Source organism: Bariatricus sp. HCP28S3_F11, from assembly GCF_052065395.1.
Lineage (GTDB): Bacteria > Bacillota > Clostridia > Lachnospirales > Lachnospiraceae > Allocoprococcus.
Map to the genome: position 1 here is coordinate 92,508 of NZ_JBQHUC010000005.1, position 24,100 is coordinate 116,607.

At 42.0% G+C, this 24,100-nt stretch carries 21 protein-coding genes; all 21 read right to left on the reverse strand.

The features are described 5' to 3' along the window. Position 1 precedes the first annotated feature (1 nt). The gene (locus tag ACTNBR_RS04020) at positions 2 to 1,135 is read right to left on the reverse strand and encodes a CDP-glycerol glycerophosphotransferase family protein (protein WP_441042672.1); all 1,134 of its coding nucleotides are present in this window, start codon (positions 1,133 to 1,135) and stop codon (positions 2 to 4) included. Between the two features lie 49 nt (positions 1,136 to 1,184). Further along, positions 1,185 to 2,258 (reverse strand): glycosyltransferase family 2 protein, encoded by a 1,074-nt coding sequence (locus ACTNBR_RS04025; RefSeq protein WP_441016139.1) that lies wholly within the window; start codon positions 2,256 to 2,258, stop codon positions 1,185 to 1,187. Next, positions 2,258 to 3,322, reverse strand: a complete 1,065-nt coding sequence (locus ACTNBR_RS04030) for a glycosyltransferase family 2 protein (protein ID WP_427805612.1) — start codon at positions 3,320 to 3,322, stop codon at positions 2,258 to 2,260. Before ACTNBR_RS04030 ends, ACTNBR_RS04025 begins: the two co-directional genes overlap by 1 nt. A gap of 2 nt (positions 3,323 to 3,324) precedes the next feature. Continuing rightward, positions 3,325 to 4,728 carry a sugar transferase gene (locus ACTNBR_RS04035; RefSeq protein ID WP_441016142.1) on the reverse strand — a complete coding sequence of 468 codons (1,404 nt, stop codon included), beginning with the start codon at positions 4,726 to 4,728 and terminating at the stop codon, positions 3,325 to 3,327. Between the two features lie 119 nt (positions 4,729 to 4,847). Further along, positions 4,848 to 5,699, reverse strand: a complete 852-nt coding sequence (gene rfbD, locus ACTNBR_RS04040; protein ID WP_441016145.1) for a dTDP-4-dehydrorhamnose reductase — start codon at positions 5,697 to 5,699, stop codon at positions 4,848 to 4,850. A gap of 2 nt (positions 5,700 to 5,701) precedes the next feature. Next, positions 5,702 to 6,265, reverse strand: a complete 564-nt coding sequence (gene rfbC, locus ACTNBR_RS04045) for a dTDP-4-dehydrorhamnose 3,5-epimerase (protein ID WP_427819741.1) — start codon at positions 6,263 to 6,265, stop codon at positions 5,702 to 5,704. A 14-nt stretch (positions 6,266 to 6,279) separates the two neighbouring features. After that, the gene (gene rfbA, locus ACTNBR_RS04050; protein ID WP_427805608.1) at positions 6,280 to 7,149 is read right to left on the reverse strand and encodes a glucose-1-phosphate thymidylyltransferase RfbA; all 870 of its coding nucleotides are present in this window, start codon (positions 7,147 to 7,149) and stop codon (positions 6,280 to 6,282) included. A gap of 63 nt (positions 7,150 to 7,212) precedes the next feature. Further along, a complete protein-coding gene (gene rfbB, locus ACTNBR_RS04055; protein WP_441016148.1) occupies positions 7,213 to 8,289 on the reverse strand; it encodes a dTDP-glucose 4,6-dehydratase in 1,077 nt (358 codons plus the stop codon). A 21-nt stretch (positions 8,290 to 8,310) separates the two neighbouring features. Continuing rightward, positions 8,311 to 10,125: a L,D-transpeptidase family protein gene (locus tag ACTNBR_RS04060; RefSeq protein ID WP_441016151.1), complete on the reverse strand. Its 1,815-nt coding sequence runs from the start codon at positions 10,123 to 10,125 to the stop codon at positions 8,311 to 8,313. Then, positions 10,126 to 11,028 carry a nucleotidyltransferase family protein gene (locus tag ACTNBR_RS04065; RefSeq protein ID WP_427805605.1) on the reverse strand — a complete coding sequence of 301 codons (903 nt, stop codon included), beginning with the start codon at positions 11,026 to 11,028 and terminating at the stop codon, positions 10,126 to 10,128. It abuts the gene before it with no gap. 147 nt (positions 11,029 to 11,175) lie between these two features. Further along, positions 11,176 to 12,288 carry a UDP-galactopyranose mutase gene (gene glf, locus ACTNBR_RS04070; RefSeq protein WP_427805679.1) on the reverse strand — a complete coding sequence of 371 codons (1,113 nt, stop codon included), beginning with the start codon at positions 12,286 to 12,288 and terminating at the stop codon, positions 11,176 to 11,178. A 313-nt stretch (positions 12,289 to 12,601) separates the two neighbouring features. Further along, on the reverse strand, positions 12,602 to 12,952 hold the full coding sequence (locus ACTNBR_RS04075) for a sporulation initiation factor Spo0A C-terminal domain-containing protein (protein ID WP_427805604.1): 351 nt from the start codon (positions 12,950 to 12,952) through the stop codon (positions 12,602 to 12,604). Further along, positions 12,952 to 13,215, reverse strand: coding sequence for an HPr family phosphocarrier protein (locus ACTNBR_RS04080; RefSeq protein ID WP_427805678.1), 264 nt, complete (start codon positions 13,213 to 13,215; stop codon positions 12,952 to 12,954). The genes ACTNBR_RS04075 and ACTNBR_RS04080 overlap by 1 nt, the downstream gene beginning before the upstream one ends. Next, positions 13,208 to 14,485, reverse strand: a complete 1,278-nt coding sequence (locus ACTNBR_RS04085) for a CdaR family protein (RefSeq protein ID WP_427819746.1) — start codon at positions 14,483 to 14,485, stop codon at positions 13,208 to 13,210. The genes ACTNBR_RS04080 and ACTNBR_RS04085 overlap by 8 nt, the downstream gene beginning before the upstream one ends. After that, positions 14,466 to 15,353 (reverse strand): diadenylate cyclase CdaA, encoded by an 888-nt coding sequence (gene cdaA, locus ACTNBR_RS04090; RefSeq protein ID WP_427805602.1) that lies wholly within the window; start codon positions 15,351 to 15,353, stop codon positions 14,466 to 14,468. Before cdaA ends, ACTNBR_RS04085 begins: the two co-directional genes overlap by 20 nt. 45 nt (positions 15,354 to 15,398) lie before the next feature. After that, positions 15,399 to 16,547: a hypothetical protein gene (locus ACTNBR_RS04095; protein ID WP_441016153.1), complete on the reverse strand. Its 1,149-nt coding sequence runs from the start codon at positions 16,545 to 16,547 to the stop codon at positions 15,399 to 15,401. Beyond that, positions 16,547 to 16,942 carry a hypothetical protein gene (locus ACTNBR_RS04100; RefSeq protein WP_427819749.1) on the reverse strand — a complete coding sequence of 132 codons (396 nt, stop codon included), beginning with the start codon at positions 16,940 to 16,942 and terminating at the stop codon, positions 16,547 to 16,549. Before ACTNBR_RS04100 ends, ACTNBR_RS04095 begins: the two co-directional genes overlap by 1 nt. Before the next feature lie 57 nt (positions 16,943 to 16,999). Beyond that, positions 17,000 to 17,671 carry a double zinc ribbon domain-containing protein gene (locus ACTNBR_RS04105; RefSeq protein WP_441016155.1) on the reverse strand — a complete coding sequence of 224 codons (672 nt, stop codon included), beginning with the start codon at positions 17,669 to 17,671 and terminating at the stop codon, positions 17,000 to 17,002. A gap of 87 nt (positions 17,672 to 17,758) precedes the next feature. Continuing rightward, positions 17,759 to 19,990 carry an SF1B family DNA helicase RecD2 gene (gene recD2, locus ACTNBR_RS04110; RefSeq protein WP_441016157.1) on the reverse strand — a complete coding sequence of 744 codons (2,232 nt, stop codon included), beginning with the start codon at positions 19,988 to 19,990 and terminating at the stop codon, positions 17,759 to 17,761. 111 nt (positions 19,991 to 20,101) lie between these two features. Then, the gene (locus ACTNBR_RS04115; protein WP_427805597.1) at positions 20,102 to 21,091 is read right to left on the reverse strand and encodes a rod shape-determining protein; all 990 of its coding nucleotides are present in this window, start codon (positions 21,089 to 21,091) and stop codon (positions 20,102 to 20,104) included. A gap of 148 nt (positions 21,092 to 21,239) precedes the next feature. Next, positions 21,240 to 24,077 (reverse strand): excinuclease ABC subunit UvrA, encoded by a 2,838-nt coding sequence (gene uvrA, locus ACTNBR_RS04120; protein WP_441016160.1) that lies wholly within the window; start codon positions 24,075 to 24,077, stop codon positions 21,240 to 21,242. Between the last annotated feature and the right edge of the window lie 23 nt (positions 24,078 to 24,100).

Here is a 24,100-nt window from a genome sequence, read left to right on the forward strand (position 1 = left end):
TCTATTCACTGCATTTCTTCACAATATAATCTGCTATGATACTTGTTGCCTTTCCGGTCTCTTTATTAACCAGATACTTATGATGAGCTTCAATTTTCTCTCTGCTTTTCTCTGAATCATAATTCAGGATTTCCTGCTCAAGCTCTTCATTTGACTTAGCAAGTGGAAACGCCCATGTCTCTGGATCTGTATAAAAACTTCTGTCTCTGGTGTATTCTTCCAAATCCGGAACAAATAAAAATCCCGGCTTATCCATCAATGAATAATCCCATATTGTCGAAGAATAATCTGTCATAAATACATCTACCGCATATAATAATTCCTGCATATCCGGATACGTACTTGCATCAAGACACCCCTGATTATTCATCTCTTTCACAAAATGATGCTTTCTCATTAGGAAAACCCATTCTCCGCCAAATCTTTTTTGTAAAGCTTCCAGACAACTCTTTACATTGATTTCCATGTCACAGTTTGCCTTTCCCTCAACCCCGCGATATGTTGGTGCAAATAATACTATTTTTTTATCTTTTGGAATTCCGAAATAGGCTTTCACTTTGCCATTGACATCTTCATCTGTTCCGTTAATTAAAAAGTCATTTCTTGGCATACCACATTCCATGAAATGACTGTGTGAAATCTTTTTTGCTTCAGACATCACTTCCGTAAATTTTCGGGAACTGGAAATGAAAATATCAGTTTGACTTCCACATAATTTATTAATTTTTACTTCTGCACTTTTAGGGTCCGCTATGGTATCTCCCCCTACTTTCTTATATGCGCCGCCACCATGCCATGTATTAATAAAACATTGATTCTTTCTTTTAGGAATATAGCTTCCTAATCCATCATTGCTAATAATTACTTTTGATGTCAGCATAAAATAATTTGCCTTCAGCGTATGCGGTCGCACTATTGTAACATCCGAAACGCCCTCATACGCATCTTTATCATACTCCCAGATGTACTCATATTTTCCAGGAAACTGATTTTTCATATATTGAAATATATATTTCGGATTACACGAAATCGCTGTTCCCCTGTCTGCCGAAAAATATATTCTGTTCTTTTTCACAGGAAATATATAAAACCCTTTCATTGCCAACCGAATCAAACATATTAACCAATATTTCATTTTCATCCATCCTATATAGGCCAATCGCGCCATAATACCTTTCTATCTGTTAGTTACCGCCTTGCTTCGTCATACTCACATATAGATTTTTAAAATATACCTTAACCAGATTTGTTCCTATTCCCATGAGCCGGCACAACCCATATTTTTTTCCGTTCATGAATTTTTGTAATATTCCAAGTATTTTCGAATGCGTCTTGCAATTTTTAGCCGTCCGGATATACAGCTTATCATTACAAATTTTTTTAATCCATTGAATCTTGTCTTTGCTGCTCATTCCAGATCGTTTATCTTCATTTCGCATCAATCCCGAAAGAATATATCTCAGATATATATTTCCAAGAACATTGCTTGCTTCACCGCCGATTTCCCTCTTTTTGCAGAAATAATACATGGAATTTACACGTCTTCTGCTGAGTTCAAAATACTCCAATACATATTTATTAGTAATACTTCCTTCAAATCTTTTATTATAGTAATATCCTGCAGATTCTATGACTGCCATAGAGTTCACATGATTCAACACACTAAGCGAAAAGAAAAAATCCTCATACAAAACAGATTTTTCAAATCTTATATGTTCATTCTCAACAATCTCACGTTTGTATAATTTATTCCATTGATATCCCAATAACGTCTTTTGTTCAAGTTCTAATGCCATTCTGGCAATTTGAGAGTCTTCGTTCAAAACGCAAGGAGTTCCTTGAATCGCATTTTTTGAACTCAAACACCCGTTTTTGCCATAATAACATTCCGTTGCTCCCCATACAATCAAATCCAGACTTCCATCGCAAGATGCGTCAACTGCTTTTTGATAAAGATCCAGTTCAATTGTATCATCCGCATCTATAAACGCAAGATATACTCCTCTTGCAGTCTCAACCCCTGCATTCCGGGTATTACCAGCACCCACATTTTTTGTCAATTCAATATATTTTACTCTTGCATCCCGGCATAAATAATCCTTACAGATCGCACTGCTTCCATCTGTCGAACAATCATTGACCAGAATCAATTCCAGATCATGAAAACTTTGGTTTAAAACACTCTCAATGCTGGATACCAGATACTTTTCTGCATTATATACCGGCATTACCACACTAATAAAAGGTCTGTTCTCCATTATCTTCCCACTTTCAGTTTTGTAAACAGCTTTGTATTCTTTGTCTTCACATATGTAATGACCTTTGCCTCCCAGTATGTAAGCAAGGTGCTGTTCCATTTAATCGGAAGAAGCATGATCTTCATATACAAAGAACGCGGTTTCGCTGTTCTTGCCATTTTTCCTACCCTCGGGTTGGCAAGCATGTTCTTAATCTCCTGTTTTTTCTCTTTCGCCGACATATCGCACTTCGGATTTGTAATGTTTTCCACACATCCGATAAATCGTTCGATATATCTTCTTGCGATCATTTCCGTACTGGCCGCATCTCCCACGTGCCACTCTTTGTAGAGATTCATCATCCAGCCGTGCTCTTCCTCACGTTTTTCATACATGCCCGGACGGTACGCAGCCGTCTCAGACTCTGTTCTTGCGCGCAGGAAATGATAGTACTGTTTCGATGTAACAGTAACTCTTTCTACATTTTTCACCACACTGATATTAAACGGGAAATCATCCCAGAAGGTTGTCGGAAAACGAAGATTGTTTTCCATTATATATTTCGATTCAAATAATTTATTCCATGGCGTATATAACAGATTCTTGTCAAACAGCTTATATGCATTCATACGGAATTCTTCCTTATTCGGATAAACTGCATCTTCAACCACATAATCATCCGTCATATACTGGTCTTTATCATAATAGGTATCAATGAAAAATCCCGCAACAACAAGCTGTGCATTGTCGCGCTTGGCGAGATTATACATGTCTTCCAACATCGTCGGCTCTGCCCAGTCATCTGAATCCATAAAATACATGTACTCTCCTTTTGCAATGTCAATCGCAACGTTACGTGCACTCGGCGCACCGCCGTTTTCCTTGTGAATTACATGAATTCTCTCGTCTTTTGCAGCATATTCATCACAGATCTCACCACTTCTGTCCGGGGTTCCGTCATCAACGATCAGGAATTCCCACTCCTTCATAGTCTGAGCCTGGATGCTCTCGATTGCTTTCCCAACATATTCTTCTACCTTGTATACAGGCATGATAATACTGACTTTAATATTGTTATTCTCCATTACTACTCTCCTGATTTCTCTGTTTCTTCTGTTTCCTTTGCCGGAACAAAGATATATTTTTCTTCTTCTTTTCCGGTTTTAAACGCCTCGGTACTGTCAGATTTCAGCAGTACAATGAGTGTCTGGAACATGAGCTGAATATCTCTCACAATACTGAACTGTTCGATATACATCATATCCATGATCAGTTTGTCCTTCGGGCTGGTATTATATTTTCCCGCAATCTGGGCATAGCCGGTAAGACCAGCTTTGACGCGAAGACGGTAGCGGAATTCCGGAAGCTCTTCCTCATACGCTTCCACATTTTCCAGCATCTCCGGTCTTGGACCCACGAAACTCATATCCCCTTTCAGAATATTGATAAGCTGCGGCAGTTCATCCATACGAGTTTTTCTGAGAATTTTGCCCGGCTTTGTAATCCGGTCATCATCATCTGTGACAGAACGGTTTTCCACATTCTCACGCATTGTTCTGAATTTGTATACTTCAAACACTCTTCCATGAATGGTAGCTCGTTTCTGTTTAAAGAAAATACTGCCACCATCGTAAGCTTTGATTGCAATTGCGCTCACAAGCCAGATCGGAGAAGTGAGGATCCCCAGAAGGATAGCCAGTCCCATATCCATCAGTTTTTTCATAACGCGCTGTTCCATCGTCCACGCTTTCACATTCGCATTGATCACAGAAACATCGTCCAGAAGATAGTACTGTGCATTGATCTCAACAATATCCTCCATTTCTGGATTCATATAGATATTTTTCTTTTCTTTATAGCAGAAGCGGATGATCTCGCTCCTCTGAAGAGACGGAACATCGTACAAAAAGACAGTCTGTGCCTTCTTGATTGTCTTCAGTGCGTCCTTGTCTCTGTAATCTACGATATAGTCGATCCGGTACTGCTTCTTATATTTCATGATTGCTCTTGCAATACAGTCCAGACTTTCCTGAGAGGAAGTAACAACACAGCAGCTCTCCGGTTCATGAATCATAAAGAAAAGACCGTTTCCGCCATAAGCCGCCGCAACGATAATGATGAACTGGACAGCATACGCAAGCACAAGCGATTCGATACTGTCGAACCGGAACGCATAAACACTGGGCGTAATGGTATTCATAATCATCAACTGGAGATACGTTACAATGTCCGTAAAAAATACAGCAAGCGACAAAGAATAAATGATCGGTTTACTCTTCCTTCTTCCCACGTCATACTTTCCGTAAATTGAGAGGAACAGAAGTCCGCAGACACAATACGTACTAAGCGTGATTCCCATCGTTCTTGACAGACGAATCAATGTCGGATTCTCTTTTGCCATGATCAATATAAACGCAGCCATTAATAAACAATATAATATAACTTTAATCAGCAGCCACAATGTGCTTTCAAATCTTCTTATTTTTTTCATATCTTCACCCTACTTTACAGCATATCTTGTACTATTATATACAACCACACACCATTCCGCAAGTTTTCCATCCAAAATTATTGAAATTTAGTTAAAAATATTACAATTCAATTACATTTTCAGTTCTTTTCGCATATAACAGACAAATAGCGCTCTAATGCGTCCTGCCATACCGGCAGTCTCTCAAATCCCGCTTCGGTCAGCTTCTCTTTACTGATTCTGCTGTTATGGGGTCTTTTGGCTTTGGACGGAAATTCATCACTGGTCACCGGCCTTACCTCCACATCCATTCCTGCCTGGCGGAAGATTTCTTTCGCAAATTCATACCAGGTACAGAGTCCCTCATTTGTTGCATGATATCTTCCATATTTATCTGTTTCGATCATATCAACAAGAAGTCTAGCAAGATCATAAGTATAGGTAGGTGATCCCACCTGATCATTAACCACCTTGATTGTCTTATTGTTCTCGCCAAGTCTCAGCATCGTTTTAATAAAGTTTTTTCCATTCACTCCAAATACCCATGCGATCCTTACGATGAAAAACTTCTCCACATGTTTTTCTACTTCCAGTTCTCCCTCGTATTTGGTCTGGCCGTATACATTGAGCGGTTCTCTGGCATCATCCGGTTCCCAGAAATTCTCCCCTTCTCCGTTGAACACATAATCGGTACTGATATACATCATCTTAATATCCAGCTTTTCACAAACGACTGCAATGTTCCTAGTTCCTTCTGCGTTGATCTTTCTGCAAAGTTCCACATTGTCCTCTGCAGCATCAACTGCTGTATAGGCTGCACAGTGGATCACCGCATCCGGCCTTACTTCATTCAAGGTTTTATCAACCAACTCCGGATTTGTAATATCCATATCATCAACATCGGTTCCGACTGCAATGTGTCCACGTTTTTCAAGTTCATTTACAACATCATATCCCAACTGTCCTTTGACACCGGTCACCAACACTTTCATGATTATAATCCTTTCTGTCTCATAAATTCCTTAAGTCCGCCCCATTTCTGGTCTTTTTCGGATATCGTAAGTTCAACACCTTCCTGAAGCGGCCATTTCACACCGATCTCACTGTCATTCCATGCAAGCCCGCCTTCATCATTCGGATGATAGAAGTCGGTACATTTATAGGCAAATTCTGCCGAATCGGAAAGCACAAGAAATCCATGTGCAAAATTCTTCGGAATGAAAAACTGTTTCTTATTCTCTGCTGAAAGGATCACGCCGTGCCATTTTCCAAATGTAGGTGAACCTTCTCTCAAGTCCACCGCAACATCAAACACTTCCCCGCTAACCACCCGGACCAGCTTATCCTGAGGATAGTTGATCTGGAAATGCAGACCGCGCAGAACGCCTCTTTTGGAACTTGACTGATTATCCTGCACGAATTCCATGTCAATTCCTGCCGCCTTGTAATCATTATAATTATACGTCTCCATAAAATATCCGCGCTCATCGCCGAATACGGTCGGTGTGATCACCTTTAATCCTTCAATCTCACATGTTTCTACTGTTATTTTTCCCATTATAATCCCCTATTCTATAATCCGTTTGCCACTTCTACCAGATATTTACCATACGCGGTCTTGAGAAGTGGCTGTGCCAGTTTCAAAAGCTGTTCTTTATCAATAAAGCCACGTTTGTATGCAATTTCTTCGATGCAGGAAATATATAGTCCCTGGCGTTTCTGGAATGTCGCCACAAAATCTGCCGCATCAAGAAGCGCATCATGATTGCCGGTATCCAGCCATGCAAATCCTCGTCCCAGTGTCTCGACATGCAGATCTCCGCGTTCCAGATATACATTATTTACACTTGTAATCTCAATCTCACCACGGGCTGACGGTTTCACATTCTTTGCGATTTCAACAACATCATTGTCGTAGAAATACAATCCCGGAACTGCATAATTTGACTTCGGATGTTCCGGCTTTTCTTCTATAGAAATGGCGGTTCCGTTCTCATCAAACTCCACCACTCCGTATTCTCTCGGATCTCTTACATAGTATCCGAAGATCGTTGCTCCCTTTTCCATAGACGCCACTCTCTGCAGGAGCTTTGAAAAACTCTGTCCATAGAAAATATTATCTCCAAGAATCAGCGCCACATTATCGTCACCGATAAATTCTTCTCCGATGATAAATGCATCAGCCAGTCCTCTCGGGCTCTCCTGAACCGCATAAGACATCTTAAGTCCAAGTTCCTCTCCGGTTCCAAATAATTCTCTGAAAACGGGAAGATCACGCGGAGTGGAAATGATCAAAATCTCCCGGATGCCCGCCAGCATCAGTATTGACAACGGATAATATATCATCGGTTTATCATAAACCGGCATGATCTGCTTTGAAACAGCCTTGGTCAGTGGATATAATCTTGTCCCCGAACCGCCTGCTAAAATAATACCTTTCATCTGTTTTCCTCCATTCTTCCAAACGCAAACCAGCAGTATCCATAATAGATACTGCCCGTCCGCCTATTTGTACATTTCTTCATAATATTTCTGATAATCGCCGCTGGTCACATTCTTCATCCATTCTTCATTTTCGAAGAACCACCGAATGGTACGCCGGATCCCTTCCTCAAACATGGTATCCGGTACCCAGCCAACCTCTTCTTTGATCTTATCCGGAGCGATCGCATATCTTCTGTCATGCCCCTTGCGATCCGTAACATAAGTGATCAGATTCTCACTGACAAGCGCTTTTCTCGGATCGCCGTCAGGCAGCATTTCCTGAAGCGTATCAAGTATAATATGAATAATCTCTATATTCTGTTTTTCGTTATGTCCACCTATATTGTAAGTCTCAAACAGACGCCCCTTTTCCTGAACCATATCGATTCCCTTCGCATGATCCTCCACATAGAGCCAGTCCCGGACATTCTTCCCGTCCCCGTATACCGGAAGCTTTTTCCCCTGAAGCGCATTGTTGATAATGAGCGGGATCAGCTTCTCCGGAAATTGATACGGTCCGTAATTATTACTGCAGTTGGTGATATTCGCCGGAAATCTGTAGGTATCCATGTAGGATTTCACGAGCATATCGGAAGATGCTTTACTTGCAGAATACGGACTGTGTGGGTCATACGGTGTAGTCTCATAGAAATATCCGCCGTCATCGTCCAGCGATCCATATACTTCATCCGTGGAAACATGGAGAAACTTCTTATCTTCTTTATAAACATTATCTCCGATCTCCCATGCCGCCTTTGCTGCATTTAGCATGACGAGCGTTCCAAGAACGTTTGTCTTTACAAAGACATCCGGATTTTTAATACTTCTGTCCACATGACTTTCCGCCGCGAAATGTACGACGCGGTCGATATCATTTTCTTCGAATATCTTATTGATCGCGTCCGCATCACAGATATCTGCCCTGATAAAAGTATAATTATCTCTGTTCTCCACATCTTTCAGATTTTCCAGATTGCCAGCGTAGGTCAGCTTATCTACGTTAATGATCCGGATTTCATTATCATATTTTTTAAACATGTAATGAATATAGTTTGAACCGATAAATCCGGCTCCTCCTGTAACCAAATAAGTTCTCATGATGTCCTCCCATAGTTTGCTTTATACTGTCGGGTCTGTCGGATCCCAGTTCTGCGATAATGGAATTTTCGCATAAACCGGTTTTCCGAGAGGTCCCGGATTGCTGTTATTGTAAATAATGACTTTCGTACTTGATTTGCAATTATCATAAATCCATTTTGCATCTCCACTGCGGAGTCTTACGCATCCCTGCGATGCCCATGTTCCGATTTTGTTGTATTCTTTTGCCCACAAGGTATGATTATCAAACTTTGTATACGGAGGTGAATGGAAAAGCACATGTCCGGTTATTCTGGTACACCACTGTCCCATAGCCCCATAAAGTTCATGCCATCTGTATTTATCAGATGTATAGAACGTTCCTGTCGGAGTCGCTTCTCCAGGCGAACAAGCAAATGCTATGACCGGAATAATGTATCCGCGTGTTCCATCTTTCGCATATACCGTCACACAGCTTTTCTGTCTATTAATACGGATCTCATAGCTGGGCTGTTTACCGACAATACTTCTGACATCCGTCTTCAGCTTGCCGTTCACATAGTAAAGCTTATAACCACCTTCATAAAACCATCCGTTCTTTCCTTCTTTGAAACTCTCTTCTGTACTTCCCGGTGCTGCAAATCCTTTTGGAACAATTTTGATTTGGAACGCTTCCATACGCCAGCTCAGCTTCGTCGTCCCGGCCGCCGCACCATTGGATGCCCATCCCATCCATCCAAGATTCTGTACATGACATCTGTAGTAAATATCAAAGTAATCCGCTGCTTCACCGGTCAATTTAATCTTAATGGCCTCGATACGTTTGCTTTCTCCCTTCGTACCTGCGTACTCACCTTCCTGTCTCCAATCCTGCCAGCCAATCCCCTGCACATGAGCACAATACTCAACCGAACCCTCCAGTACATCTTTGCTGCTGTCGTCCAAAGAGACCTCAAAACCTTCTACTCTAAGAGACTCACCCGTCGTTCCGAGCGTTTTCCCTCCTGTCACTTCCTCCGTATCACCTATACTCTGCACATGTCCTTTGTATGTAAGCTCACTGTCATAATAGCTTCGGATGAATCCGCATTCCGACTTCTCCGGCATCTCTTCACTCGGAAGAATCTGCACTTTAAAGCATTCCATTCTTTTTGCAAGACCTTGTGTTCCAGAAAATTCATCCCCCTTCACTTCACCAAGCCAGCCAAATGTAGCAACATGTGTCTGATACAACAAACCATAATGCTCAGCCAATTCCCCAGTCAGACGAATCTGCACCGCTTCGATACGCAAAGATTCTCCGACTGTTCCGGCGATCTCGCCATTCTTTACCCAATCCATCCAGCCTTTGCTCTGAACATGTACACGATATTCTACATTCCCCTCATACATAGGATCTTCCATCTGGATCCTGATTGCTTCCATGCGCAAAGATTCTCCGACCGTGCCGGCTTCTTCTCCTGCATTCTTCCATTCCTGCCATCCAATCCGCTGTATATGAGCCTGATATGTAAGTACTGGTTTTCCTGTCGCTTCTTCGTCTTTTCCAGGTTCTTCCGGATTCTCCGGTTCTTCGGTTTCTGTTCCCGGATTTTCCGACTCACCAGGTTCTGTTTCCGGTGTCTCCGGCTCTTCGGTTTCCCCCGGCTCTTCTCCTTGATTTTCTTCCTCTTCTTCCTTTTCTGCCTCTTCGATCTCCGTCTCATCCGTATTTTCCACAGCATTTAAAACTTCATCCGATTCCGCATCCTCAGACATAAGCGCCGGCTGATCGGATGCAGTAACCGATAAACCGCTCGATAAACCAAGGCTGCAACATAATAACAACGCACAGATTACTCTCATTTTCTTTTTCATTTAATATTCTCCTTTATCAATCAGATCTCGAATCGCTGCAACTACTCCTTCTTTGTCTTCTTTATAAGTCACTCCGAACCATTTATCCTTCGATTCTAAAACTTTAACCTGTACCTTTCCCTGTTTTAAAAGTGCTCCGATAATCGTCGGGAGCAAATATTCCGATTTTAGATCTTCCTCATTAAGCTGACTAAGGAACTCACTAAATCCTTTTTCGAGGATTTCAAAAAATCCCGGCTGTAGTCCCCACATATTCATAGAAACCGGAGATTCAATATCGATTTCTTCTTCTTTTTCGTCCAACTTCACTGCTGCACCTTTATCTGTCTTTATGATATTATGTGTCTCAACAATTTCTCTAAGCATCCGCTTTTCATCCACTTTGCAAACACCTCGAGTAACTCCCCCGTTTTCGCTGAGCGTATTCTTAAGAATAAAGCCCACCATGCTGATGTTCATGACATCACTGTCTTCTTTATCGCTTGTAAGTTCCTTATAAGCTTCACGGTATGCTTCTTTTCCATAATAATCATCCGCATTAATAACCAGAAACGGTTCATGAACCACATCCCTACAACACAAAATTGCCTGTCCGGTTCCCCAAGGTTTTTTTCTTTCTCTAAAAACCTCCCGGTATTGTTCCGGAATATCGTCCAATTCCTGAAACGCATATTCCACCTGAACCTTTTCTTCGATCCGATTTCCTATTACCTCTTTAAAATCCTTTTCCAGATCCTTCCTTATTACAAATACGACTTTATCAAATCCTGCGTCCATTGCATCGGCTATCGAATAATCCATTATAATCTCGCCATTTGGTCCAACCGGCTCTAACTGCTTGATTCCACCACCAAATCTGCTGCCAATCCCAGCTGCCATAATAACCAATGTCGCTTTATTCATCCTATTTCCTCCTGCACAGTATCTCCTTTTTTCAAAACAACAACTGTTTCCGCTGTTTTTTAACCATTTACAGCACCTTCCAATTAAGCAAATTATACCATAATCTACTACTCTTTACAACATATTGTGTCTTATGTCAGGAGAACACTAAAGCTCGTTTCTCACGCACTGAAGTGCTTCAGCAACCACATTATGCATATCAAAATACTTATACATACCTAATCTTCCTCCGAAAATAACATTCTTTTCTTTGGAAGCAAGTTCTTTATATTTAGAATAAAGCATATTATTCTTTTCGTCATTCATCGGATAATAAGGCTCATCACCCTTTTCCCATGTAGCCGGATACTCACGTGTGATGATCGTTTTCGGATTATGTGTTCCATTCTGGCATCCAAATTCAAAATGCTTGTGTTCGATAATTCTTGTAAATGGAATTTCATATTCTGTATAATTAACGACAGCATTTCCCTGATAATTCTCTACATCCAGTTCTTCTGTTTCAAAGCGAAGGCTGCGATATTCGAGCTCACCATAGCAATAGTCAAAGTATTCATCAATCATTCCGGTAAAAACAATCTTATCAGCCTGCTTCTGCAGTTCTTCTTTATTTGCAAAAAAATCTGTTTCCAGCCTTACTTCAATACCGTCAAGCATCTTTTCGACAATCTGTGTATATCCGCCAATCGGAATTCCCTGATATTTATCATTGAAATAATTATTGTCATATACAAATCTTACCGGAAGACGTTTGATAATAAATGCAGGAAGCTCTGTTGCGCGTCTCCCCCACTGTTTTTCTGTGTAACCTTTTACCAGCTTCTCATAAATATCTCGTCCTACAAGTGAGATTGCCTGTTCTTCCAGATTGTGTGGTTCCGTTATTCCTGCTTCTTTGATCTGTTCTTCTATTTTCTGCTTAGCTTCTTGTGGTGTAGTAACGCCCCACATCTTACTGAAGGTATTCATATTAAACGGCATGTTGTACAATTCATCTTTGTACTTTGCAATCGGAGAATTTGTGTAGCGATTGAATTCCGCAAACTGCTGGATGTAATCCCATACTTCTTTATTACTGGTATGGAAAATATGAGCACCGTATTCATGCACCTGAATTCCATCTACTTCTTTTGTATAAATATTCCCTGCCACATGTTCCCTCTTATCAATAACAAGGACCTTTTTACCTGCCTTCTTTGCCTCATGTGCAAATACTGCGCCAAATAAACCTGCACCAACAACTAAATAATCATACATGATTTTGACCTCTCTTTCGTAATCAGAACTGATTCTTATTTAAGTCTATTATACCAAATTTCACATTGTTTTTATATGCTTAAAAATGCACATATATTTTTATTATAATCTTTATTATTTTACATTACAAGACAAATATCTACTGTTTACTATTAATTTTTTCTTATCCTCTGTCAATCAGACCTAGTACAGGTGAACGAATCGACGCACTTGCTGAATATTGCAAAAAAATCTTTCATAAATCTGTTCTTGTAGCATCATCACTAAAAGAATCCCGGGAGAAAGCTTTCATTGTACTTTCTTCCGGGATTCTCATTTATTCTTCTGAAACGTTTTCCTTATTCTCTCTCAGATATAGGACTATTCCTTCAATCAGTTGTGTATTTGTAGGACGATTTTTCTCCTTCATTTGGGGGAAATACGTAGAAAGCCACTCCGGATTTACATTCTTCCAGCACCGTTCTATCATGCTTCGAATATCAGACTCTACCATCCACACAGACACCTGATGCTGCCCGGCTATCACCGGATAAACATCTTTTGTAATATGTTCCAGATTCCCCTCTTTTTCTACCCCCATGAGAACAGCCTCTACCAGGTATTTGTATCCGGTATATTTCGGAAGCATACCGAGATTATGAAGTACTTTGCATACTGCAAGCTCCATTATTCTCCCAACCCACTTTCCACAATCTCTATCATCGTCTTAAGCGCATCTTTCTCGTCTTCTCCGTCACATAAGATTTCAATCTCATCGCCTTTTTTAATGCATGCTCCGAGAACACTCAGTACACTTTTCGCATTACCTTCTGAATTATTATGGCGAAACGTAATCTTACACGCAAATTCCAGGGCGGTCTGACAAAACAGTCCTGCCGGCCGCAAATGCAAACCTGTGGGATTTGTAATAACCACTTTTTTGCTAACCATCATTTCCTCCGTCATTCTTTTCTAATGTAATCTGAACCACAACATCCTGAACCAGTTCTATTCCTTCCGGAAGTGTCACCTGAACCGGTACCGTATATGTTCCTGCTTCCTTTATATCTACCAGATTGATAGACACACTTCCCTGTTCTAAAGTAAAGTCATCAAGGCTCTCTGAATCTTCAGCCGTGATCACAATTTCGATGCTTCCTTCTGATTCATATTTCACCGAATAATTTTTCGGCGCATTCAGAAGTGAAATTGATCCAACCGGATATTCCAACGTTCGCGTGCCTATTTGTGTAACAGATATTTTCACAAGAACAGATATTCCCGCACTCTCATCCTTCGCTTTCGCCCATTCAGGAAGATAATCCGTAATATCAACCGTCTTCTCTACAGACTTAGTCAGGCCATCCACCGCCAGCACCTCTGCCGGAATTTCAATCTCCGTCAAGGTTTTCAGTTGCTGCTCTGTTCCAACAATATCAACATTCTCCGGCTGGACAGAAACACCTTCTAATACATATCCAACTGCCGGAGCAATGCCAGATTCATCGAATTTAACCGGAACCGTCTTTGTATGAAGCACCTTTACTTTTACACTCAGTCCTTCCTCTCCAAGGTTTGTCTCTACCAAAGTTGAATCTATTACAATACCTGCCGCATTATAGAGAACCAGATCCGCTTCCTTTACCTCATCTCTCGAAATACCCGATGTATTCACCTGAGCAATGACTTTAGCAATCGAATTCACAACTGATTCCGGTCCACTGATCTTCACTTGCTGCGGATCTGCCTCAAGACTGCCGATTTGGTATCCGTCTCTCGGATCTCCGGATGATTTCGGTATAATCGGGAATGTTTTGGAAGTTGCAAGTTCGATTGAAATCACCAGATTCGGCTCACTTGTCGAAGCTTCCACAAACTGTCCCTGATAGGCAGGGATCATAACCTCATACGGTATCAATGCTCGTGTCTCTGTATTCAGCTTTTTAACATCTGCTGTAACTTTAATATCACTTGCTTTGATTTCTTTCAGAACATCCTTTCTTGCGCGAACAGTAACATTTACCTTCTTATACTCCTCTGCTACCTGATAAGTATTCCCCTGATTAGTAATAAGTTCCGTATGAAGCAACGTTACCGGAACTCCTACATACGTCTTTGATGTAATAGGTCTCTCATTATTCATAACGATAACCCAGAGCAGAATGGAGAAGGCAACCGCCAGCACTTTAAGTCCCAGATTTTTAGTCAGCGTCTTTTTCATGCTTTCTCCATCCTTTCCATATTTTCTTTACTTTCCCCGTCTCCGTATGTTTGCTTCGAATGACTTCCAGTCTTTCTTTCAAATATTCCGGTGTTACATTGCGAACCAATTGTCCCCCCAAAGCAACCGAAACATAACCCGTCTCTTCCGAAACAGAAATTACAAGCGCATCGCTTACTTCACTCATACCGATTGCCGCTCTGTGACGAGTACCGAGATCTTTGCTAATCCCCATATTGTCCGAAAGCGGAAGATAGCAGGTTGCTGATACAATTCTGTCTCCACGCACAATCACTGCTCCATCATGAAGCGGCGTATTGTGTTCAAAAATATTGATCAGAACCTGACGAGATATCAAACAGTCCAATTCAATCCCTGTCCTCTCGTATTCTGTCAGTTTTGTAGCCTGTTCCACAACGATCAATGCCCCCGTCTTCACTGCACCCATATCAAAAGATGCCTTTACGATCTCATCGATCGTCCGTTCACTAAAACGTACGCTTTCACGTCCCTTCTTATCGAACGGAACCATAGACGCCAGAAACTGCTTCTCACCCAGCCGTTCCAGGGCACGTCTGAGTTCCGGCTGGAAAATAATAACGACCGCCGTTGCCATCACCGGAAGAAGTGTGTCTGCAATCCATAAAATCACATACATCCGGAAAATTGCAGCCACAAGAATGAAACCGACAAGTACCATGATACCTTTCAGCAGCATCCACGCTTTCGTATTTTTAATCCAGAGAATAATCTGATAAATCAAAAACGCTATAATAATAATTTCAATAATATCTACAAACCGTATCTCCGGAAAATAGAAACCTTCCGGAAGATTACTTCCAAAGAAACGTGCAACAGCCTCTCTCACTCCTGTACCTCCTTTCCCATATAGTATGCCAACTTATTATCCAAATTAATGCTCTTCTAATTCTCTCTTCACAATATCCTGAATATCCAATTCATCCTGCAGACTTTTTGCCAGCAACAGTTCATCTGTATTCGCCGGAACACGGGTATTTCTAGGAGTTCCGGAATTTTTCTTTGTCTCTTTTTCCGTCTGACGCTTTTTCATATTTTTTCTTTCATCTGTGCGTTTTGGTGCCCTGCGTCTGATTTCTTCAGATTCCTTTTCATCCGGATTGCGGCGTTCATTAATACGTTTTACCATTTTTTCCGGAGCTGCAACCGACATCTTCGGAACTGCTTTTACATAATAATAATATTCATCATCTTCATACTGTATATGCTCAGTCCTTGAATAATCCACAGAAAACAGAAAAAATTCCAACACAAGACCGATAAGAATCGCCAAAATATTGCCACCGATCAGAACACCATAAGAAGTATGTATGTCAAACGCAATATCTCCAATAACAATAACCAGAATACTGGCGACCGCGCCAGCCGCAACAGCCGCTTTCCAGGCATGATCAATGGAAAGTCTGCGAACAACATATACAGTAAAAATACAGATTGTAAAGGCAATCACTGTAATCCAAAGTTCTTTATTCTGAAATACTGTCCTGACAAAAAATGAGATTTGACCGGTGATCCCTTCCGTTGCGGAAATCGCTGCCGCAGAATTCTTCACACAGAGAATCATATAATAGATAATTGTTCCAAAAGCAATCGGAACTGCCGTAACCGGCGTCATCGCAAGTCCACATACCACTGGAACCACATACGGAATATGCAGCATAAACGCAATCGGAGTAATCAAAAGCACCAATGCCTTTTTCGGAGTGAACCGACAGTAAAAAATAAACATCATTACAAAAATCATGGCGCTCACTGCCATAACACCCAGAGATAGTTTAAACAAATGCGCAAGAATCAGCGCAGCTGCCACCAATGCTACTGTAACAGGCGGAAGAAACGTACAGATCACCGCCAAGGCAACCGTAACAACCGGAGTTGTAAGTGTCTTCATCACACCAATATTCTGATTAATCAGATAAAAGGAAACGAAGCTCAGAATGAACTGAGCTGCCTTATCCACATAAATGGAATAACTGGTATATATTTTCTGTATTCTTTCTCTTAAAACCAACAACTCGCTCATTACTTCTTCTCCCTTTCATACATTCTGTTCAGTCTGGTCAGATCATGGTTAAATTTTTTCACTCTCTGACGGGCATCATTATGCTTCTTCTGATAAAACTGTGATGCCACAATGCCATAAAGCACAACCAGAACAATATATCCGGTCAATATACAGAGCCCTATCATTATAATAAAAGCAAAATTAAGGTTCTCCAGAATTACATCCATAAATGCAACCGCGCCGACTCCCACTGCGATCATGTATCCAATCGTAACCAAGATGATCGTAACAATGGTATGAAAGCTCGAATAATCTTTTCTGTAATATGAGCTGATCTTGAAATCTTCCGCACCTTCCTTGCTTTCGTACATTGCCATTCTTGTCATCAGCTTCACTTTGTCTTCATTTAACATATAGTCACCTCGATACGTTTTCTCCTCGTATTTGCGCTATTTTTAGTATAACAAATATCAGTATCCTTGTCCAATACTAATAGTCAAAAAATAGACTTTTTCTGCCCCTGCTTTCAGCAGTACCCGCGCCGCCTCATCCAGTGTGCTTCCGGTTGTATAGATATCATCAATCAGAACTATCGTTTTCGCCCAGACACTTTTTCTCACAGAAAATGCACCTCTGATACTCCTTCTTCGTTCTTTATCATTTAACTGCTTCAAAGGTTTTGTATTTTTCACCCTGACAAGAATATCTTCATCGACCGAAATGCCAGTGATTTCTCCAAGAACTTCTGCGAGAAGCGCCGCCTGGTTATAGCCTCTGATGCGCATCTTCTTTCGATGCAGCGGAACCGGAACAATCAGTTCCACCTTTTTTTCTCTCAGATAATAACCATACTGGTCTGCCATTTCTTCTCCAAATGCTTTTGCATAAATTCTTCTGTTTTGATATTTCAACGCATAAACTGCCCGGCTTACAGGCTCTTTATGAATCCAGATACTTCTTCCTTCCTCGAATACATGCCTGATCATAGTGCAATCATAACAATATTCCTTTTCCGCCTCCCGGATAGGCTTTCCACATTTTTTACATCGTGGTTCCTCCACCGGCAGGATTTTTTTACGGCACTCCTTGCAGATCCGCTGTTTTTCTATTTTTCCGCAAAACGGACATTTCTGTGGATACAAAATATCGAGGCACCTCTCCTCTATCCATTTTCTATTCCATAGGATTTTTGCCTTTTCTCTCAATATTATGAACGGATTCGGTTTCTTTTAGCTCTCTTCACTCAAACCATATATTTCCCTGATGCGTTCATCAAGGCTGGTATTTCTGTTCTGTTCATCTGTATTCTGTATCATTTCCTGAAACGTTACATCACTGCCCACGATTGTTACACATTTTTTTGCTCGTGTAATCGCAGTATATAAAAGATTTCTGTGAAACAGCTGACGCGGTCCTGTCAATAAAGGAATCAAGACAGCCGGATATTCACTTCCCTGTGATTTATGGATCGTTATCGCATATGCCAGTTCCAATTCCTCAAGGAGCTCAAACGGATACTTTACCTTTCTTTTTTCATCATACTCCACTTCCAGAGTTTCTGTATAGTTATTGATCTCTGTTATCACACCCATATCTCCGTTAAAAATACCGGTTCCTTTATCAACAACAAGTCCATATTTTGTCGTAATTTCCCATTCCAACTGATAATTATTCTTAATCTGCATCACTTTATCGCCGACACGGAATTTTTTATCACCGTACTCTTTCTCTTCTTTATTTTTTGCCGGCGGATTCAAATATTGCTGGAGAATATTATTCAGCCGTTCCACCCCGAGCAGACCTTTACGCATCGGAGTCAGTACTTGAATATCATATGGTTTCGCATCCACATATTTCGGAAGTTTCTTCTGGATCAGAGTCAAAAGCACACTGATGATCACATTTGCATCATTTCTCTTCAGGAAAAAGAAATCCCGGCTCTTATTATCCAGCTTAACCATTTCTCCACGGTTGATCTTATGTGCATTTACAACAATATCACTTTCTTGAGCCTGACGAAAAATCTTGGTAAGCATCACGACCTGAAATTGTTCTGACGCAATCAGATCTTTTAAAACACTTCCGGGCCCCACCGACGGAAGCTGATTGCAGTCTCCTACCAGGACAAGTCTCGTTCCAGGCGTAACAGCAGCAAGCAGCGCATGCATCAGCGAGAGATCTACCATAGACATCTCATCAATGATGATCACATCTGCTTCCAGTGGGTTCTCTTCATTTCGTGCAAATCCGTTTCTGACATTCTCTTCTTCCGGATTTCCGGTTACTTCCAGCAAACGGTGAATCGTCTGTGCCTCATATCCGGTTGCCTCAGTCATCCGCTTCGCAGCCCTGCCCGTCGGTGCTGCCAGGCGCAATTCCAGTTCTTCATTCCGGAAATAATGTATCATCGCTTTAATCGTAGTCGTTTTTCCTGTTCCGGGGCCTCCCGTCAGAATCGTGATACCATGCCGCACTGCCGCAATTACTGCCATCTGCTGCTTTTCATCCAGCTCCATTCCGGTTTCTTTTTCAATTTGATGCAGCCTCTTTGTAACTACAACGTCAGTTTCATCGTATTCCACATTCAGATCATGCAGCATTTTCGCCGCATTAAGCTCCAGATAATAAAAATGAGCCGGATATACTCTGAGACCGTCCTCACCTTCTTTCAGAATCACCTTTCTCTCCATAGCCAGATCCATCAGATGCTTTTCCATATTCTGAATTTCTACTTCCAGAAGCGCAGAGGCTCTTTGCATCAACACTTCACGAATCAGATAGACATGGCCATCCGCTACACTTTGTTGCAGCGTATAGAAAATTCCGCTTCTTATTCTGTAATCAGAATCCGTATGAATCCCAATGTGCATCGCAATCTCATCCGCCGTCTTAAACCCGATCCCCTGTATATGATCTGCCATTTGATAAGGATTCTCTTCCAATACACGAAATGTATTCTGACCATAATATTTATATATTTTCGCCGCAAGGGTCGTAGAGACTCCGTATTTCTGCAGATAAATCATTGCTTTCCGCATATCTTTTTTTTCTTCTACCTGAAGTGCAATGTCACGAGCCATTCGCTCACTGATTCCTCGCACTTCCGCCAGTCTTTCCGGCTCTTCTTCCATGATTCGGAATGTATCTTCCCTGAACTTTTTCACAATTCGTCCCGCAAGAGATGCTCCTACCCCTTTGATTGCACCGGAACCGAGATAACGTTCAATAGAAATAAGATCTTCCGGCGCTTTTATTTCATACTCGCTTACTTTGAGCTGTGTTCCGTACATACTGTGTACAGTATACTCACCCTTGACCTCTACAAGTTCTCCCTCAGCTATATAGTTAAAATTTCCGACACAAGTCAAATCTCCATCATCATTGTTTAAGTGAAACACCGTATACCCATTATCTTCATTCCGGAATACGATATGTTCCACATAACCTTGAATTACTTCCATATCTTCTCCTTATAGAAATAATAAGTATACCCGAACTTTCGTATAGAGTAAAAAGGCTGTCTCATCACGAAACAGCCTGACTTTTATTATACACGCACAATTATCGATCCTTTATAAATCTTTTCTTCCATTCATAAATTCTACAAACTGTCCTGTACCGATCGCAACAACCTTCATCGGATCTTCCGCTGTCATGGTGTTGATTCCTGTCTTCTCTTCGATCAATTCCTCCAGTCCACGAAGCATCGCCCCACCTCCGGTCAATACGATTCCACGATCCAGGATGTCGGCTGAAAGTTCCGGTGGTGTGCGCTCCAGCACTGCAATGACCGCCTCAACAATCTGACTTGTCGTTTCACGAAGTGCTTCCTCTGTTTCAGAAGATGTAACAGTCACGATCTTTGGAAGTCCTGTGACAAGGTTCCTTCCGCGCACCTCCATCGTCTCTTCCTCAACCAACGGATAGGTTGTCCCTATTTTAATCTTAATATCCTCTGCGGTACGCTCTCCAATCAAAAGATTATGCTTCTTACGCATAAAACGCACAATTGCCTCATCAAAATCATCACCGGCAATCTTGAGTGATGTATTTACTACCGTTCCTCCAAGAGAAATAACAGCAATATCAGATGTACCTCCACCGATATCCACGATCATATTGCCACACGGCTTAGCAATATCAATTCCGGCCCCAATCGCCGCAGCTACAGGTTCCTCGATCAGATGCACTTCCCTGGCTCCGGCTGCAAATGCAGCTTCCTCAACCGCTTTCTTCTCAACTTCGGTAACACCGCTCGGAACACAAATACTGATATTCGGTTTCTTAAATGTACGCTTTCCAAGTGCTTTTTGCACAAAATACTTAATCATCTTTTCGGTTACTATATAATCGGAAATAACACCCTGCCGAAGCGGTCTTACTGCTACAATATTGCCCGGAGTTCTCCCCAGCATCAGACGTGCTTCTTCTCCGATTGCTTTGATTACATTTGTATCTCTGTCAAAAGCCACCACAGATGGTTCCTTTAAAACAACCCCTTTTCCTTTTACATAAACGAGAATGCTCGCTGTTCCCAAATCAATTCCCAAATCTACTGACATGCTGATTCCCCTTTCATTCTTCTATCTATTTCCACTATCTTTCGTTATATCATTACAAACTTGTATGAGACACATACATATTCTATTATAATAAAAATTCTAATAAATGGAAAGAGTTTTTTCATTTTTTAGATTTTCTTAAGGTTTATCATTTTTTCAGCATCATGTCAATATACTTGCCGGTATATGAATTCGGATTTGCAGCAATTTCTTCCGGCGTGCCGTGAGCTACGATCGTTCCTCCCTTATCACCGCCTTCCGGACCGATATCAATGATGTAGTCCGCCGTCTTGATCACATCCAGATTATGCTCGATTACAATCACCGTATTTCCATCTTCTGTCAGTCTTTTCAGAATTTCTGTCAACTTGTGTACATCTGCAAAATGAAGTCCTGTGGTCGGTTCATCCAGAATATATACCGTCTTCCCGGTACTACGCCGGCTAAGTTCCGTTGCCAGCTTGATTCGCTGTGCTTCTCCTCCCGAAAGCGTCGTGGATGGCTGTCCCAGTCGGATGTAAGACAATCCCACATCGTACAATGTCTCCATTTTTCTACGGATGCTCGGCACATTTTCAAAGAAATGCAGAGCCTCTTCCACTGTCATATCCAGCACATCGTAAATACTCTTCCCTTTATATTTCACCTCAAGAGTCTCCCGGTTATACCGCTTCCCGCCGCAGGCTTCGCAAGGGACATAGACATCCGGAAGAAAATGCATTTCAATTTTGATAATCCCGTCACCGCTGCAAGCCTCACATCGTCCGCCTTTTACATTGAAACTAAATCTCCCCTTTTTATAGCCTTTTGCCTTCGCATCCGATGTAGACGCAAAAAGATCACGAATCAGATCAAAGACTCCCGTATAAGTAGCCGGATTCGACCGGGGGGTCCTGCCGATCGGGGACTGGTCAATCGCAATCACTTTATCCAGTTGTTCCAATCCCTCAATCCTGGTATGTTTGCCGGGTATCACTCTTGCATGGTTCAGTTTCCGCGCCATACTCTTATAAAGGATTTCATTTACCAGAGAGCTTTTGCCTGATCCGGATACCCCCGTCACACAGGTCATCACTCCCAGTGGGAATTCCACGTCAATATTTTTCAGATTATTCTCGGCGGCACCGACCACTTTGATCCATCCGTTTGGTTCTGCACGTTTTTCCGGGACAGGTATCTTCACTCTTCCGCTCAGATAAGCCCCTGTAATCGATTCCTCCACCTTCATGATCTCCTCCGCCGTTCCCTGAGCCACCAGCTTCCCGCCGTGCTCACCGGCTCCCGGCCCGATATCAATGATATGATCCGCCGCAAACATAGTATCTTCATCATGCTCCACCACAATCAACGTATTTCCCAGATCGCGGAGGTGCTTCAACGTAGCAAGAAGTTTGTCATTATCCCTCTGATGAAGTCCGATACTCGGTTCATCCAGTATATACGCCACTCCAACGAGCCCGGACCCGATCTGTGTTGCAAGTCGGATACGCTGTGCTTCTCCACCTGAAAGGCTTGCCGTTGCTCTCGATAAGGTCAGATATTCCAATCCCACATCCATCAGAAACTGAATTCTTGCGCGGATCTCCTTCAGGATCTGTCCTCCGATCATCTGCTGGGTTTTTGTCAGTTCAAGCGCTTCTAAAAATTGCTGAAGGTTCTCAATAGACATAGCTGTCACTTCATGAATATTTCTACCACCAACCGTCACAGCAAGTGCCGATTTCTTCAACCGCTGTCCTTTACACTCCCGACAAGGTGTGATCTGCATAAAGCTCTCATACTCTGCCTTCATCGTCTCCGAACCTGTTTCCCGATAACGGCGTTCTACATTCTTAATAATCCCTTCAAAAGCCACATCATAAATCCCCTCTCCGCGCTGACCTTTATAATGAACCTTTACCTCTTTGCCTTTTGTTCCGTAAATCAGCAAATCATGGATCTCCTTAGGATACTCTTCGAATGGCGTCTCCAGACTGAAATGATATTCTTTCTGAAGTGCATCCAGAATCGCATAAGTAAAGCTTGATTTATCCGTACAAGACTGCCATCCCGTCACGGCGATCGCTCCCTGACTGATACTGAGGGATTTATCCGGTATGATCAGATCTTCATCAAATTCCATCTTGTAGCCGAGTCCGAAACACTCCGGGCATGCGCCAAACGGATTGTTGAACGAAAAGCTTCTCGGTTCGATCTCATCAATACTGATTCCGCAGTCCGGGCAGGAAAAACTCTGGCTGAAATTCATGGGTTCTCCCCCAATCACATCAACCAGAAGGAGGCCCTCCGCCAAATTCAGAACACTTTCCACGGAATCCGCCAGTCTCTTTTCGATCCCCGGCCTCACAACGAGACGGTCTACAATAATTTCAATATTATGCTTAATGTTCTTATCCAAAGCAATCTCTTCGGAAAGTTCATACATGTTCCCATCAATCCGCACGCGCACATATCCACTCTTTTTTGCACGTTCAAGAAGCTTCGCGTGCGTTCCCTTTCTTCCGCGCACCACCGGCGCCATGAGCTGAATCTTACTTCCCTCCGGCAGTGCCATGATCTGATCCGTCATCTGATCCACCGTCTGCTTCTTAATCTCTCTCCCGCATTTCGGGCAATGCGGAATTCCGATTCTCGCATACAGCAGACGGAAATAATCATAAATTTCTGTCACAGTTCCCACGGTAGAACGGGGATTCCGGTTTGTCGATTTCTGATCAATGGAGATTGCCGGAGATAATCCTTCAATGCTTTCCACATCTGGTTTCTCCATCTGTCCCAAAAACTGTCTTGCATAAGAAGACAAGGATTCCATATATCTTCTTTGCCCTTCCGCATAAATGGTATCAAAAGCCAGAGATGATTTCCCCGATCCACTAAGGCCAGTCAGAACCACCAGTTCATTTCTCGGGATATCCACATCAATATTCTTTAAATTATGCTCATTTGCTCCTCTGATCTTAATAAATTGCTTCTTTTCTTCTGCCATCTTAGTCTACCTCTGTCTTATCT